The sequence below is a fragment of the Paenibacillus sp. 2TAF8 genome, from assembly GCF_052114825.1.
Taxonomy (GTDB): Bacteria; Bacillota; Bacilli; order Paenibacillales; family Paenibacillaceae; genus Paenibacillus.
Genome location: NZ_JBFRFN010000024.1, coordinates 37490 through 53268, shown reverse-complemented (window position 1 = coordinate 53268; position 15779 = coordinate 37490). Strand labels below are relative to the sequence as shown.

General features: G+C 42.7%; 11 protein-coding genes. 7 read left to right on the top strand and 4 right to left on the bottom strand.

The genetic code is table 11. The features are described 5' to 3' along the window. Both AB4Z30_RS25225 and AB4Z30_RS25220 read left to right on the top strand, forming a co-directional pair. Positions 1-876 (top strand): carbohydrate ABC transporter permease, encoded by an 876-nt coding sequence (locus tag AB4Z30_RS25225; RefSeq protein ID WP_441930182.1) that lies wholly within the window; start codon positions 1-3, stop codon positions 874-876. 19 nt (positions 877-895) lie between these two features. After that, the gene (locus AB4Z30_RS25220) at positions 896-2602 is read left to right on the top strand and encodes a sugar ABC transporter (RefSeq protein ID WP_441930181.1); all 1707 of its coding nucleotides are present in this window, start codon (positions 896-898) and stop codon (positions 2600-2602) included. A gap of 99 nt (positions 2603-2701) precedes the next feature. Here AB4Z30_RS25220 and AB4Z30_RS25215 read toward each other — a convergent pair whose 3' ends face one another. After that, positions 2702-4384 (bottom strand): sensor histidine kinase, encoded by a 1683-nt coding sequence (locus tag AB4Z30_RS25215; RefSeq protein ID WP_441930180.1) that lies wholly within the window; start codon positions 4382-4384, stop codon positions 2702-2704. 179 nt (positions 4385-4563) lie between these two features. On the opposite strand from AB4Z30_RS25215, the gene AB4Z30_RS25210 reads away from it, so the two are divergent. From AB4Z30_RS25210 to AB4Z30_RS25190, 5 genes are all read left to right on the top strand, one after another. Next, positions 4564-6207 carry a hypothetical protein gene (locus AB4Z30_RS25210; RefSeq protein ID WP_441930179.1) on the top strand — a complete coding sequence of 548 codons (1644 nt, stop codon included), beginning with the start codon at positions 4564-4566 and terminating at the stop codon, positions 6205-6207. A gap of 58 nt (positions 6208-6265) precedes the next feature. Continuing rightward, entirely contained in the window at positions 6266-9106 is a 2841-nt protein-coding gene (locus tag AB4Z30_RS25205; RefSeq protein ID WP_441930178.1) for a family 78 glycoside hydrolase catalytic domain, read from the top strand. A 164-nt stretch (positions 9107-9270) separates the two neighbouring features. After that, positions 9271-10500: a cytochrome P450 family protein gene (locus AB4Z30_RS25200; protein WP_441930177.1), complete on the top strand. Its 1230-nt coding sequence runs from the start codon at positions 9271-9273 to the stop codon at positions 10498-10500. 200 nt (positions 10501-10700) lie between these two features. Further along, the gene (locus AB4Z30_RS25195) at positions 10701-11690 is read left to right on the top strand and encodes an alpha/beta hydrolase (RefSeq protein ID WP_441930176.1); all 990 of its coding nucleotides are present in this window, start codon (positions 10701-10703) and stop codon (positions 11688-11690) included. A 406-nt stretch (positions 11691-12096) separates the two neighbouring features. Continuing rightward, complete coding sequence (locus AB4Z30_RS25190) at positions 12097-12849, top strand: SDR family NAD(P)-dependent oxidoreductase (RefSeq protein WP_441930210.1); 753 nt, start codon at positions 12097-12099, stop codon at positions 12847-12849. Between the two features lie 133 nt (positions 12850-12982). Here AB4Z30_RS25190 and AB4Z30_RS25185 read toward each other — a convergent pair whose 3' ends face one another. From AB4Z30_RS25185 to AB4Z30_RS25175, 3 genes are all read right to left on the bottom strand, one after another. Beyond that, positions 12983-13771 carry a nucleotidyltransferase domain-containing protein gene (locus AB4Z30_RS25185; RefSeq protein WP_441930175.1) on the bottom strand — a complete coding sequence of 263 codons (789 nt, stop codon included), beginning with the start codon at positions 13769-13771 and terminating at the stop codon, positions 12983-12985. 79 nt (positions 13772-13850) lie between these two features. Continuing rightward, positions 13851-14831, bottom strand: coding sequence for a hypothetical protein (locus AB4Z30_RS25180; RefSeq protein WP_441930174.1), 981 nt, complete (start codon positions 14829-14831; stop codon positions 13851-13853). Then, entirely contained in the window at positions 14825-15679 is an 855-nt protein-coding gene (locus AB4Z30_RS25175; RefSeq protein WP_441930173.1) for a helix-turn-helix domain-containing protein, read from the bottom strand. Before AB4Z30_RS25175 ends, AB4Z30_RS25180 begins: the two co-directional genes overlap by 7 nt. Positions 15680-15779 lie beyond the last annotated feature (100 nt).

Here is a 15779-nt window from a genome sequence, read left to right as displayed (position 1 = left end):
ATGCAAGTGATGTCTACGCCTCAGCGCTGGTTCCAGACATTTAATAATGTACTCATGATACTACTGGCACTAATTTGTGTTGTACCGTTGCTTCATGTTGTTGCAATATCGTTAAGTTCAACAGAAGCCGTTATGGCAAACAGAGTTACTTTTTTCCCGATCGACATCACCTTTAACTCCTATCTGAAAGCACTTGAAAATCCCGCTTTCCTGCCAGCGATATGGATTTCAATCCAGCGTACCGTGTTAAGCCTGGTGCTCGGACTTATGATCAACTGTATGGCAGCTTATGTGTTATCCAAAGGCGGCGGGAGAGACGGTATTGCTGGATACAAACTGTTTGTTGGCCTGTTTGTAGTTGCCATGTTGTTTAATGGCGGGCTGATTCCTACCTATCTGCTCGTCACCAAAATTGGCTTGTATAATTCCGTCTGGGCACTGGTGCTTCCAGGTTTGGTCAACGTATTTTATCTCGTTCTCATCATGAATTTCTTCAAAGCATTACCGAAGGAGATCGAAGAATCTGCTTTTATGGACGGAGCCAATCATTGGCAGGTATTTTTCAATATGTTTCTGCCGCTATCCTTGCCTGTCCTTGCAACCGTAGGACTATTTATGGTGGTGAACGACTGGAACGAATGGTTTGCGGGCTCCATTTATATGAGGGGAGACAATGTTCCACTCAGTACGCTCCTCAAATCTCTAATTGCTGTACCGGTTGTTGATGCCAGCAATGTGAATGACATTGCGAAGATTAACAATCGTTCTATTCGGGCAGCTCAGGTCTTAATTGGGGCTATACCGATTTTGCTCATCTATCCTGTGCTTCAAAAGTTTTTCACAGCCGGGATTGTTATCGGTGCAGTAAAAGAATAATTCACTTGGGGGGAAAAGCATGAAAAAACAAAGAAAAATGATCTGGGGATGTCTGCTTCTTGCGATGAGCTTTAGTCTGTTAGCCGCATGCAGCAATAAAGAAGAGGCAGCCAAATCGAATGGACCTGCAAAAGAAATTACGATTGTGAATGGAAAAATCGAGCCTGCGGTATCGGTAACAATGGTGAGAAGCGAGGACCCTACAGTCAAATTCAAAAATGGTGAAAATTATATGGACAATGTCCATACCCGCTGGGCCAAAGATACGCTCGGAGTAGAAATGAAAACGTTATGGACATCCTCTGCGGTAGATTACGACACCAAGCTGAAGCTAATGTTGTCTTCCGGAGACCAGATACCTGATCTGTTCGTAGCCAATTCAAGCCAATCCAACACGATTAACACTTTTATTGACTCAGGAAAATTGCTTGACGTAACAGAAGCATTCGACAAATACGCATCGGATACCTGGAAAGCAGCTGTCGCAGAGGAACCCACCGCTTGGTATCCTTTCATGAAAGATGGCAAAAAATTTGCCATACCGGTACTTCGCCCTACAGCTGGAACCCAGTCTGTACTTTGGATCAGACAGGATTGGCTCGATAAGTTAAACCTTAAAGCGCCAACCACATTGGATGAGCTCGAGAAGGTGATGGATGCTTTTGTGAATCAAGATCCTGATGGCAATGGAAAAAAGGACACTTTAGCTCTGGAACTCGCGATGAAAGATCAAGTCGTCGGCTCACCTATGGGTGATACTTCATGGTTCTTTGGAATGTTTGGAGCTATACCGGAACGCTGGTATCCAGACACGGATGGTAACCTCAAGTATGGATCCATTCAACCAGAGGTCAAGTCAGGTTTGAGCAAACTCAATGAGTGGATGAACAAGGGATACATTGCGAGTGACATTGCTCTCCACGATTTTAATAAAGTAGCTGAGAACGTTGCCTCTGGAAAAGTGGGTATGCTGGGCGGAGAAAACTGGATGATGGTTTATCCGGGATCGATGCTGCTGGCATCCAATCCCAATGCGATTTATAATCCATATCCGATTCCTAAGGGAGCAGATGGAAAAAATATGCGAATAATCGCGGAACCATACACGAGTGCGATCCTGATCAATAAAGATATTTCAGAAGAAGCTCTACAAGCGTTTTTCCATTATCAAAATGCATTGTATGAGGCATATAACTCAAATGATCCATTGCTATTCAAGGGTTTTCAGGATGGTTACGATTATGTAATTGAGAATGGAAAAGCGGTTATGGATGAGAGTAAAATTACGGGTGGCAAGGTTTCAACGATGAAATATACGATTACTGGCTCGGACGCCGTATATCCTTCCAAAAGGTTAGAAGCCAATGTTAAAATGGCTAAAAACGAAACGTTGAGTAATCAAGAGTTAGCGGCATTGGCACCAACAGGTATTCTTGGCAATGACACATCTAATCCTCTGGAGGCCTTTTCTTCAAAAGCATTGCTGGTTGCGATGGATCAAAGTGATATCGATGTACCTGAGTATTTCCAAGGTCCTTCAACCAAAACGATGCTTTCCAGGCAGGAATTATTAACCAAAATGCAGATAGACTCCTATATTGAAATTATTTATGGCAAAAAGCCCGTCGATGAATTCGATTCTTTTGTTGCAAAGTGGAAATCATCTGGAGGAGATAACATCATCAAAGAAGTAAATGAGTGGTATGATACCGTGAAGCAACAATAGGCCAGAGAAAAGGCACTTGGATTAAAACAATCCAGGTGCCTTTGTTTTGGTGCAAATTATTGGTTAAACGGAGGAGATCCATGAGGTCAATTCCATAACTCACTCCGTGTTTTCACTCGGTTGTGGTTCAAGAGACCAATGTAACTGGACGCGTAGACCACCCAGAGGGCTTTGCTCAAACTCGAGATGTGAATGAACAGGATCATGTATTCTTAAGCGTTCCGAAATGTTCCAAAGCGCACATCCCACCGTATCGATCGGAGGTTCTGAAATCCTGGCCTTAAGCGCATGGATATCATCCGTACTCATTCCTTTCCCGTCATCATCTATCCTGATGCAGATCCCATGCTCAATACGTTTTATTGAGACGTGTATGACGCCAGAATCACGCTTTTTTTCAATACCATGAATGATGCTGTTTTCCACCAAAGGTTGAATGAGCAGTTTCGGAATCGGCACAGTCTTTAATTCCTCTGGAAATTCAATCTGGTAGGAGAGCCGATCCATACGTAAGCTCTGAATTTTAAGATAGTTGCGTATGATCCCCATCTCTTTTTCCAGGGTTGTCATAGGTTCGTCCAATCGCGTCGTGTACCTGAAATATTCAGCCAGATTTTGTGTCATGGCTGTCACCGCTTCCTCATTGCCCAATCTCGTCATATTGTTGATAAAGAAAAGGCAATTATACAGAAAATGAGGATTAATTTGAGCCTGCAGCTGCTTTAACACAGCTTCCCTTGCTACAATTTTCTCTTTATACACTTTTTCAATCAGATCCTCAATTTGCCCAGCCATATCATTAAATTGTCCATATAAAAAATCAAACTCGTTACTGCTCTCCCGCTGTATTCGATAAGAGAAGTCACCATGTTTCAAAAGTCGAACACCTTTCAACAAGGCGAGAATTGGAATCTGTACTTTACGGAAGAGAACCACAATGATTGTAATTCCTGCTATAAACAGCATGATACAAGAAGCATAGAACCAGAACTGAGTGAAACGAATGGGTTGTAAAGCCCTGTCAAGCGGCATGAAGTCAATCAAATACCATCCGAGCTGATGAGAGTATACGTAGTTTACGATATACTTTTCTTCGTTTACAGACACGGTTTCAGAACCGGAGGTAGGTTGAAGATGTTTTGCGATCTCCTTTACAATATTAGATGTTACCGGGCTGGTCTGCTTACGTGTGATGGAATCCCCGTTAATATTATAAAATACAGACTCATTCTCTCCCTGATGGGAGTTCTCTACAATATCTTCAAGATTACTTCGAGGGAACTCAAGTCGGATAATAGTCTGGGGCATCACTTTATATTTGTAGTATTTATCTGATGCTTTATCAAAATGCCAACCTGTATTATTGGAGTTGACGATAGGAGCTTTCATGCCCATCTCGGAAGAGATAATCCATTGTTTCAAAAGTGTAGAATAGATGGAGATTTTGTTGTTCCATCCTTCTGACAAACTTTGAAGATTGACTCTTGTAGCAATATTCTGAATTAATTGTACCTGTTCGTAGGAGCTCATCACATCAACCGAGCGTAACAAAGCAATGGAGTTATCTGTTTCCATCGAGATGGATAACATGTTTAACCGATCCAGGCTTTGATCCAGCGAATTCACTACAAATTGCACACGATTGAGATTATTCGTTTTAATGTCCTTCTGCACCGTATCCAGACTGGATTGAACAGAAAATGTATACATGATAAGAACGGCAACAAGCATAATAAACGTAATTGCTACCATGCTCAGAAATGTTCTGTATTTCTCTCTCAATCTGAAATTCCCCCTGACAAGAACTAAATTCACCTTATTGTAGGCTTGCCAACTCTGAATTACAAGCCATTTAACTTACATATGAAAAAAGGTTAAGAATGAATTATGTAATGTTGAAAAAGCGTTATTTAGACTCAACCACTGGCACGATATGATGATGATGAAGGAGCTTGATTCGTATGAACTGGAAACCAATTTATCTTTCTCTTTCATTCTTATGTCTGATCCTGCTCACTGAAGGGTGTAGTCCTAAGGAGCCACAACCTGAGCCCGATAAATCAGCAGTTGTATTGACAACAGTCAAAATGAATGAACCGACAATTGTATATAAAAACGGCGAAAATGTTGCAGATAATGTACATATCCGCTGGGCTTATAACACACTGGGTGTAAACATTCGCACAAAATGGAGTGCTCCAGTTGAAGACTATGATATGAAGCTTAGGTTAATGCTCTCTTCCGATGATGTATTACCTGATGTTTTTACGTCGAATGTGATGGATACAGTCAACACGTTTATGCTTTCAGGAAAACTCTTGGATGCAGGAGAAGCCTGGGAGCGTTATGCTTCCCCCACATGGAAAGCAGCAATGGCAGAAGTGCCAGAAGCCTGGAAACCTTTTGAGATCAATGGAAAGCGTATGGCTATTCCGATCATTACGGAGCAAACATCACAGTCTGTTCTCTGGATTCGCAAGGACTGGCTGGAGCACTTGAATCTCAAAGCTCCTAACAATCTGAACGAACTGGAGACCGTCATGAATGCCTTTACCTATGATGATCCGGACGGAAATGGCAAACAGGACACGTACGGTATTGATTTTGCAATTAAAGACCAGTACGTCGTCTCACCGATAGGGGATATCTCATGGGTATTCGGTGCATACGGGGCGATCCCAAGTATATGGAGCAAGGATGAAAAAGGCCAGCTCGTGTACGGCAGTGTTCAGCCCCAGATCAAACAGGCACTTGCGACATTAAAATCATGGAAAAGGAAAGGTTACATTGGAAATAACCTAGCACTTCAAGACTTTAGTCAAGTGAATCAGAACATCATTGATGGAAAAGTAGGTATAGTTGCTGGCCCCCGCTGGTTTAGTGACTATCCTTTCCAGCAACTAAAAGCCAAGGACCAGTCAGCTCAATTCGTTCCTTATCCGATCCCTGCTGGAGTGGACGGAACTGCGGGTCGCATGAAAGGAAACTCGTACAGCGGAGCTTTGATGATAAGCCGGCATATCTCAGAAGAAGCTTTACAGGCATTCTTCAAGTATCAGAACTATTTATACGAAGCTACAGTAACCGATGATCCCTTGTATCTTAGCGCTTATCAAAACGGGTATGATTATGTACTCAACTCGGATGGATCCGTAAATAGCAACAGCAAGGACATTCCTGGAGGAAAAGCAAGCACGTATAAATACACCCTGATGGGACAATACGCGAGTTATCCTTCCCGAATCAAAGCAGCATCACTGAAAATGGGCCAAGGTAAAACTCTCAATTCCCATGATCGCGCTATATTACTAAGTATGGGGATCGACCCCAAGGATGAAACACAATTTCCTGCCATGCAGGCAGATGCTGTGGAGAATCAACAGAGGCACATTGATCGCAGTAATCTGTTTCAAGGCCCTCCGACCAAAACAATGCAAGCTCGAAACACCTATTTGCAAAAAATTGAAATCGAAACCTTCAACTCGATTATTTATGGAGAGGAGCCACTTGCTGCGTTTGATGAGTTTGTACAAAAGTGGATGAATTCCGGCGGGAGACAAATTACAAAAGAAGTAAACGAGTGGTATCAATCCACGGGAGACTAGATCATTACATCGAATGATTTCCAGTGAATTACGCGAATTGACACAGGAGGTTACAAAGATGAAGGTTACGAAGCTAAAAACAAATCATATCTCCAATCCACTAGGATTCGAAATATCCAATCCAAGCTTTTCTTACATGGTTACAGATACTACGGCAACGAAACAAATTGCGGCACAGTTCGAAATCGCTCTTGATGAATCTTTTTCACAGCTCGTATTTAACAGCGGGAAGAAACAGGATATCAATTCACTTGCGTACTCGCCAAATTTGGAATTAGCTCTACGGACACGATACTTCTGGAGAGTTACCGTGTGGAATGAACGTGGGGAACAGGCCGTTAGTGAAACTGCCTGGTTTGAAACAGCAAAAATGGATGAATCCTGGACGGCCACGTGGATAACACCTGATCTGGACAGGGATATTCATCCCGTGATGAAAAAAAGCTTCGAATTAAGAGGTCCAATTACGGAGGCAAGAGCCTACATTTGCGGTTTGGGCATATATGAATTGGAATTAAACGGGGTCAAAGCAGGGGAGGAATATCTGACTCCGCATTATAATGCATATCACAAATGGCTGCAATATCAGACATACGATATTACAGATTTGCTACGGGTAGGTACAAATTCCGTGGATGTGCGCCTGGGTAACGGCTGGTACAAGGGTCGTTTTGGTTTCGAAGGTGACACAACAGCCAATTTGTATGGGGATCATTTTGCTTTGTTGTCGGAATTCGTGATTACTTACGCCGATGGTACGGAAGAAGTCATTCCATCGGACCTGTCTTGGCACGCCACTCGCTCCCATGTACTGGATGGCAACATCTATGATGGAGAAATAAACGATGCCACACTGGACGTAAGTGAAACCTATCCGGTTCATGAAATCGATCTGGGATACGAACGGCTGCAAGCTAGAAGAAGTCTCCCGGTAGTCATCAAGGAAACGATAAACCCTGTATCTGTTCTGACCACACCAGCAGGTGAAACCGTGATTGATATGGGACAAAATATGGTCGGCTGGCTTCAATTCCGTACAACAGCACCCCGAGGAACCATGATCCGCTTGCAATACGGCGAAGTATTGCAGGAAGGAAACTTTTTCCGTGAAAACCTTCGGTCAGCCAAAGCGGAATACGTATATACAGCAAATGGGGAGGAAGCGGTTGTACGTCCATACTTCACCTTTTACGGCTTCAGGTATGTCAAGGTAGAAGGCTGGCCTGGAGTGCTGGATTTGAATGATTTTACAGGCTGTGTAGTTTACTCCGATATGGATCGTATTGGTTATCTGGAAACCAGTCACGCCGGTGTTAATCGATTATTCCAAAATGCACTATGGGGACAAAAGGGGAATTTCCTGGACACGCCTACAGATTGTCCTCAGCGGGATGAGCGCATGGGCTGGACTGGAGACGCACAGGTTTTCTCAGGTACGGCTAACTACAATATGGACACATATGCTTTTTTCAATAAATATGGTTATGATTTGTGGATGGAGCAGGAGGAACGGGATGGAATGGTTCCGATGGTCGTTCCTGTGGGCCGAGTGCAGGGCGGTGGCTCAAGCGCTTGGGGAGATGCGGCAACCATTATTCCTTGGAATACGTATGTACATTCCGGAGATAAGGCCATTCTGGAGCAACAATTTGATAGCATGAAGGCATGGGTAGATTACATTAAACGTTCTGATGAAGAGTCCGGGGGAGCTAGACTCTGGACAGTAGGTTTCCACTTTGGTGATTGGTTGGCACTAGATGGAGATAATCCCGATTCACCGATGGGCGGGACAGATCCTTTCTTCATCGCTTCAGCATATTACGCGTACTCCTCGGACATTGTTGCCAAAGCCGCAAAGGTGCTTGGACACGATGAACTTGCTGCCTCCTACGAAAAGCTGGCCCAGGAAGTTAGAGCAGCCATTCAAAATGAATTTTTCACAGCAAACGGGCGTTTGGCAGTGGATACCCAAACCGCATATGCGGTCGCATTGTATATGAATCTCGTACCGGAACAGTATATAGCGCGAATAAAGGAAGACCTCCTCATGCGCGTACGCAAGGATCAAAATCATCTGAAAACAGGATTTGTTGGTACGCCCTATTTGAATCGTGTTCTGTCTGCACACGGAAGCAATGATGTGGCTTACACACTCTTGCTTAATGATGATTACCCGAGCTGGTTATATGCCGTTAATTTAGGAGCTACAACCATCTGGGAACGGTGGAACTCCATCTTACCCGATGGGAACATTAACGAGAGTGGTATGAATTCGTTGAATCATTACGCTTATGGCGCGATCGTGGAATGGATGTATCGTTACATGGCTGGAATCAATCCTGCTGAAGATCGGCCTGGTTTCCGTCATACCGTGCTTGCGCCAATGCCAGATTTCAGAATTCAATGGACTAAAGCCCACATTGATACGGTAGCTGGAGCTTACAGAAGTGAATGGAAGTTTGACGAGCAAGGCAAATTGTATTTAAGCTTCTCCGTTCCCTTTAATGCGACAGCAACAATTAAGCTGCCACGCGCAATTATTGACCGGGTCATCATGAACGGGATTGTACTATCAGATGCCGGTCTTCCGGTATTACAGGGTGACCATGAAGTCTGCATTGAAGTAGCCAGCGGCAATTACGACTTTAATTATATGCCTTCTACTCCATACAAAGAAACACTGAGTACACGCACCCCTCTCAATGTGTTGCTTCGTAATGAAGAGAGCCGGAGTATGCTGCAAGAGCTTTCACCTACGCTTGGTTCCTTGGATCCTTCAATCATTGGCCCTATGGGGGAAGCAAGCATACGTGAGCTGTCCAGTTATCCTTCGTTCAACACACCGGAGGAAGAACTGGATAAGTTAGATCTCAAGTTGATGACGATTCAACTGATTTAAAACCTGGATTAATATCGATTATTCTAAGCGCACAACATATTCTTGTGCGCTTTTCTATACAAAAAATGATCAATTTATCAAAATTTGAAAGTCATATCGGTGCGTGATAGAATATATATCGTATTGATATTATAACTATCATTTTAAGAAGGGGAAGTGAAGTTATGTTTACGCATGGAAATAAAAACGAGTCTCAATCTAAAGTCGATTTTATGGATCAAGCATTTATTCAAAATCCTTTCCCTGTATACGAGCATTTGAGAAAGGAAGACCCTGTTCACCGTTTCCTTTTACCTAGCGGGCATTTTGCCTGGTTAGTAACTGGCTACGAGGATGTTTCAACTATTTTGCAAGACCATCAGCGTTTTGTAACCAATCCTCCTTATGTGCAACAGTCCCCTGGTTCAGCTCCTCCTCATCAGGAGATCATCTCACGCAATTTGCTTAGTGTCTCGCCTGAAGATCACCGCCGATTAAGAAGACTTATCCAAAAAGCATTCACTCCTCGTATGATTGAACGCCTCCGGAACCGAATCTATGAGATTAGCAATGATTTACTGGATCAAGTTTTAGCAAAAGGGAAGAGAGAGATGAATCTGATAGAGGACTACGCTTTCCCTTTACCGATCATCGTCATCTGCGAAATGCTGGGTGTGCCTCATAAAGATCAGATTCAATTTCGCGAATGGTCCAATATCATTATGGAAGGGTTCAACAATCCCGAGCTGAACGAGCAAAGTGATCAAGTCATGCGCGCATTTGTAGAGTATTTACAGACACTGATTGCAGATCGAAGACAGTCACTTCAAGAAGACTTAATCAGTGACCTCATTACTGTTGAGGAAGAAGGGGATGTATTATCCGAACAAGAATTATACGCCCTTGTTTTTGTATTGATTATCGCTGGCCATGAAACTACCGTAAACCTGATTGGAAATGGTATGTTAGCCTTGATCGAAAATCCAGAACAGAAACAATTATTATTGGAGCAGCCTGAACTTATTGGGCCAGCTATTGAAGAAATTTTGCGTTATAATGGTCCTGCTGAAGTAAGTAACATTCGCTGGGCTACAGAGGATGTGGAGTTCGGGGGCAAACACATACGTAAAGGTGAGATGTTATTTGTGTCCTTTTCTTCCGCGAATCGCGATGAGGATCAATTTCCTGATCCGGATACTTTTGATATCACACGTAAGGTAAACAATCACCTCGCTTTTGGTAAAGGTGTTCACTTTTGTCTTGGAGCACCACTTGCCAGACTTGAAGGAGAAATTGCAATTCATGAACTTCTGCGTAGAATGCCGGATATTCAATTCAAGGACGAGCCCGAACCATTAAAATGGCGCCCCGGCATGATTATTCGTGGATTGTATGAATTCCCGGTTCTTTTCTGAATTCGTATATTCACAGCATACAGGTTGTTTGACTGCAAAAAAACCGCGATCTCGCGGTTTTTTTGCTTGGAACGGTTTCTTTCGATTTCGCTATTTGATCTTTGTATCGCGTTATAGCAGGGCCTTTCTCTGAAATCTACAATGGAAGTATTCCTTTTTCTTTGAAACTTAAACTTATAAAAGAGGAGACCTGCACGTGTATGAAAGTTCTATCGTATGACTTGAGCAATACAAATGTTACCCTGACTGCCTATCTGCTAGATTCATCACCCGAAATGCCAAATATAAAACAACGGCCAGCGGTACTTATCCTCCCTGGCGGAGGGTACAGGGTCTGCTCTGATCGGGAGGCTGGACCGGTTGCGATTGCTTTTTTGGCTGAAGGATATCAGGCTTTTATTTTACGTTACTCGCTCAATCAAGATGCTGCGTTTCCACGACCTCTCAACGATGCAGAAGAGGCCTTGAAGCTTATTCGCACACATAGTGCAGAGTGGGACATTCATCCGCGAAAAATTGCCGTCTGTGGTTTCTCCGCAGGTGGACATTTGGCTGCCGCACTAAGTACGATGGGTTCTGATCGTCCTGATGCCTTGATTCTTGGTTATCCTTGTATTCTCGAAGAAATGAGAGCGATTTTTCCAGTCCCTGTTCCAGGAGTAGATCAGAAGGTGGACCATCTCACACCCCCGACATTTATATTCCACACATTCGATGACAAGCTCGTACCTGTGCGTAACTCCCTTGCGTTTGCTGATGCTTTGACTCGCCAAAACGTACCTTTTGAGATGCATATTTTCCCTACAGGTACTCATGGGCTGTCCCTTGCCCGTCCACAAACGTCAATGGGTCTGATCAGCATGGTGGAGCCCTCCGTTACACAATGGTTTGGTTTATGTACAAACTGGATGACCCGTGTATTCGGAGAATTTGCTGCAGATCTCGAGCATTTACCTGAGGAAGAGGTGCTGGAGTACAGCCTGGATGTGAAACTAGGGGCGTTATGGAAGAATGACAAGTGTAAAAAGTTGATTCTTGCTGCTGTGCCGGAGATTGGAGAGGAACCTCATCCGGATGCCATGGGAGTACCACTGGGTGTAATTATAGAATATGCAGGGGACGTATTAAACGAAGAAAAGAAAATACAACTGAATGATTCTCTGCGGCAAATTCCGGTATTTCATTCATGAAAATCGCTGTAACAGCGAAGTGCATTCATCGATTCCAATATAAATTGAAGGATTGCAAGTTTCGACATAAAATGATATTATTCACATTTCAATAATAGCATCACTATCATAAAACAAACAACTGGAGGATCACATGACAAACTACAATGAGAATATCAAAATTTCGGAATTATTAAATAACGCGGAAGCAACTGCACTTCTTGCTAAACATCTGCCAGAATTTATTAACGAACCTTCATTCAAAATGGCTTCCCATTTTACACTCGATCAACTTGCCGCTATTCCTCAGGTGGATTTGCCTGAAACGATTTTGTCTGCATTAAAAGCAGATCTCGCTAATGTAACTTTTGTAGAAGAAGAGACTCCAAAGGCAGCAAATCAAACGGTGAACAAAAAATCAGATTCTCTGGCTGGGAAAGTGATTACGATTACGGGGGCGGGTAGTGGCATCGGTAGAGCAAGTGCAGTCCTTATGGCTTCAAGAGGAGCTAAATTAGTACTGGTTGATTTTAATGAAGCTACGGGAAATGAAACTCTTGAACTGGTGAAAGGGCAGGAGGGAGAAGCCATTTTCATTCAGGCAGATGTATCCAACGAAGGAGATGTTCAGAACTATATTCAAAAAGCGGTAGAATCGTTTGGCAAGATTGATGTAGCATTTAACAATGCTGGCATTATCCAAAAATTCCAACCCTTCCACGAAATATCATTGGACGAGTTCTCTAAGATTATTGATGTCAACCTGAAGGGGATTTTCCTGGGTATGAAGTATGCGCTCAAGGTGATGGATCAACAAGGCTATGGCCATATCATTAACACAGCCTCCACAACTGCAATCCGCGCAGAGCACAGTTTGGCTGCGTACACAGCAAGTAAACATGGTGTTGCAGGTTTAACAAAAGCAGCAGCCATTGAATACGTGAGGAAAGGAATTCGTGTGAATGCAATATGCCCTGGCGGAGTAGCAACTTCACTCACAGCAGCTGTGCCACAAATGCTTCAGGACAGCGATTATATGCCGGAAGAATTCCCTAATATGCGTATTGGGCGTTATGCCGAGCCCGAGGAGCTTGCTGAGCTTGTGGCATTCCTCGCATCAGATGGATCGAGCTATATGACGGGTTCCATCATTGTAGCAGACGGCGGGCTTACGCTCTAACACCTAGGTAAATACGTTAAATAAACACACAAGGCCATCACACTCAGACCGTGATGGCCTTTTAGTTTGTTCCAATTCGATACCTGACTTTGGGAGATGATATTTTGAAAATTCAGTATTCGCTTTATTCTGCTTAACGATCCGCTAGAGGCGGTTCCTGATCGATCCAGTTCCATTCATTGTTGGCCACAAAAATAGTAAGCGCTTGCTCGAATGCAATGTCGGGATCATAGAATCCAAGCATGATCTTGGCATAATCCATACATTTTTCGTAATTGGGATGAGCGATGAGATCATTAGTCAATTCTACAAAGCCTTCTGGTTTATTGGTTACTCTAGAGACTGCATTCATCAGACCTTTATGGCAGGGAAACAACTGATGATTTATCGCCAAAATTGCCCGACCGGCAAATAAAACTAAATTGCTAACAGTATGGGAGAGCAGATAAGGATTGTTTTTTTTGACGGCTTCTCCGGCAAAATAGAAAGCGTGCAAGTAAATTTCCGAATAAAAATCCACTATATTTTTCTCGCGATTTTGTTCCGGGTACACAGGGATTCGCTGAAGAAGTTCATCCAGTTGAGGAATGGTTGAATACACGGCCTTAGAACCCAAGAAAGAATACCTTGTAGGTTCACTGCCTTGTGCAGCAGCGAGTTCCAAAAAACGATAATTGATAATCTTGCCGTCAATATACCCTTCAGGATAATCACAGATCTCATGATTTGTATATGATAGTTGATGTTGCAATTTTCTTTCTTCAAAAGATTCATCTGTAACGACAATGTAAACGTCAATATCCGAGTTTTCTCTGGCTTTACCTTGAGCGATTGAGCCCGCCGTTATAATGGCTCTGATCGTAGGATCAGGTTTTAAAAGCTCAACCAATTGATTCAATGCAATCTGATGATGTTGAAACATAAAAAAATCACTCCTGTATGATTTGATAACTTCATTAACCTCAAATTTACAGAAGTGAACAGATAAGATATATAGTGGATTACGCCAAATCCTGCAATTGATTTATCAATTCTTCCTCATGTTGAATGATAAAAAGCATTTTATTATATATTTTCTGACGCTGACTCAAGGCATTGCCAGAAAAACAACATTTGATGGACTGATTCATGATAGCATCCCACCTTCTAGCAAGCTCTAAATATTGTCCTCCAATCGTATGGAACATATTCTCCTGAGAACGTTCATGTAAGTAAAAGATAAACGATGCATATCTAAGTCTGGCCAATGAAAACTTCATCCATTGAAAGATAGCGTGTTGTGTATCCATTTTGGGATCTGAAATAACGATTCCTTCTTTTAAATATGCCTCAGCAAATTGCTCTAAGTTCCGGATACTGTTTTGCATTGTTGGCACGCCCGTTTGTTCATATAAACTGGAAGATAGCAGTCCTTTCCAATCGTTGTGAAAAGAGCAGGGATGCGTTATACGAAAGATAGCGTAGTAAAATGAAATGTTCAAAAACAATTGGAGCTCCATCTCCATATTTTTTTGTCCGTAATACGCATCCACCAGCATTATTTTCTGGTCTTTCTGGTCTATGCCTACAGCAAGACAGGAATGCCGTGCATGCGTTTTGTGATACCCGTCAGACCATGGACAATAGTACACATCAATACCTACCAATACAGCCATGCCGGCACCTAACTCAGACTGCAGCATGTCCAGAAATGGCTTTTCATCCTCGTTGCTGTTCAGCATAGTCCCACTGAAATCTCGATCTCTAAAATCAACTTTTATACCATGATAGGTGTCCAGATAACTCAGGTTTAAACGGGGATAGACGATGCGATCCAGCAAAAGTTTTTGTGGATCAGCATCGTACTCAAAGACACATGCATCTGCGTACATCGTTCTCATATCCCTACCTAGCCAATTAGTAACCGTTTTGAAGTGATCATCAATACAAGACGTTACTTGAAAGGGGGTATCGAAACTTTTGAGAGGTTGTATATCTAACATGTCGTATCCTCCCGAAATAACCCAGTAGAAATCCCTATGTATTTCCTATATGCCCCTGGAGTCGTTCCACAATGTTCTCTAAATAATTTGTAAAAATATTTCATGTCATCGATGCCAATCGCTTGAGCAATTTGTTGAACACTCCAGTTTGAATACTCCAGTAATTTGCAACTGTATAACATACGAATGTGTTGCAACATCTGAATATAACTGATACCCGTTTCTTTTTTAAACATTCGTTGAAAATTTCTTGTACTCATCGCAACAAGCTGGCTTATTTTTTGAAGTGTAAGTGTATCCCTATAATGGGTTCCCATATATTGAATTGCCCGGTGTATTGAAAAATCCTTGATCTCGGTCTTTCTGTACAGCTTTTGCTGTTTACTATTGTAGAGAATGTAGAATAGTTTATTCAGTAGCTGGCATTGAGCAGCAGGCAAATAAGGCGCAGCAGCAGCCTCCTGTTGATGTAACATTTGTCTGAATACATTGCGAAATTCATTACGTTGCTCGACGAACATAGACCATGTGCGTCCTCCACGAAAAAATGATTTCTCCAAAAACGGCTTATACAGACAATTCATAATATATAACGGGGCCTGTTCTTTCAAATCCAGTGGTTGAAACGCATGTGATACACCAGGAGGGATAACAAACAAATCTCCCTTGGAGACCAGGATACATTGATCCCCGATCTGATGAAGCCCTTCTCCTTCATATACATAAGCGATTTCAACAAAATCATGGTGATGCAGCATCGTAAACGGCTCTTCTTTTGTCAGCTTCAAATGGACGGGGCTAAAGGAGTCAAAAAAATACTCTTCTCTAAATACGATTGAATCGTGCATGATCAGATTTCCTCCGCTTCGTAAGTCATTTGGTAGGAAGCACTGCTTACGGACAGTATATCTGTATTTTTTGGCGTATTCAACCATATATTGGATCACT

Coding starts and splice junctions, on each gene's coding strand:
- AB4Z30_RS25200 (WP_441930177.1), top strand. CDS start 9,271: ATGTTTACGCATGGAAATAAAAACGAGTCTCAATCTAAAGTCGATTTT.
- AB4Z30_RS25220 (WP_441930181.1), top strand. CDS start 896: ATGAAAAAACAAAGAAAAATGATCTGGGGATGTCTGCTTCTTGCGATG.
- AB4Z30_RS25180 (WP_441930174.1), bottom strand. CDS start 14,831: ATGTTAGATATACAACCTCTCAAAAGTTTCGATACCCCCTTTCAAGTA.
- AB4Z30_RS25185 (WP_441930175.1), bottom strand. CDS start 13,771: ATGTTTCAACATCATCAGATTGCATTGAATCAATTGGTTGAGCTTTTA.
- AB4Z30_RS25195 (WP_441930176.1), top strand. CDS start 10,701: ATGAAAGTTCTATCGTATGACTTGAGCAATACAAATGTTACCCTGACT.
- AB4Z30_RS25175 (WP_441930173.1), bottom strand. CDS start 15,679: ATGCACGATTCAATCGTATTTAGAGAAGAGTATTTTTTTGACTCCTTT.
- AB4Z30_RS25210 (WP_441930179.1), top strand. CDS start 4,564: ATGAACTGGAAACCAATTTATCTTTCTCTTTCATTCTTATGTCTGATC.
- AB4Z30_RS25205 (WP_441930178.1), top strand. CDS start 6,266: ATGAAGGTTACGAAGCTAAAAACAAATCATATCTCCAATCCACTAGGA.
- AB4Z30_RS25225 (WP_441930182.1), top strand. CDS start 1: ATGCAAGTGATGTCTACGCCTCAGCGCTGGTTCCAGACATTTAATAAT.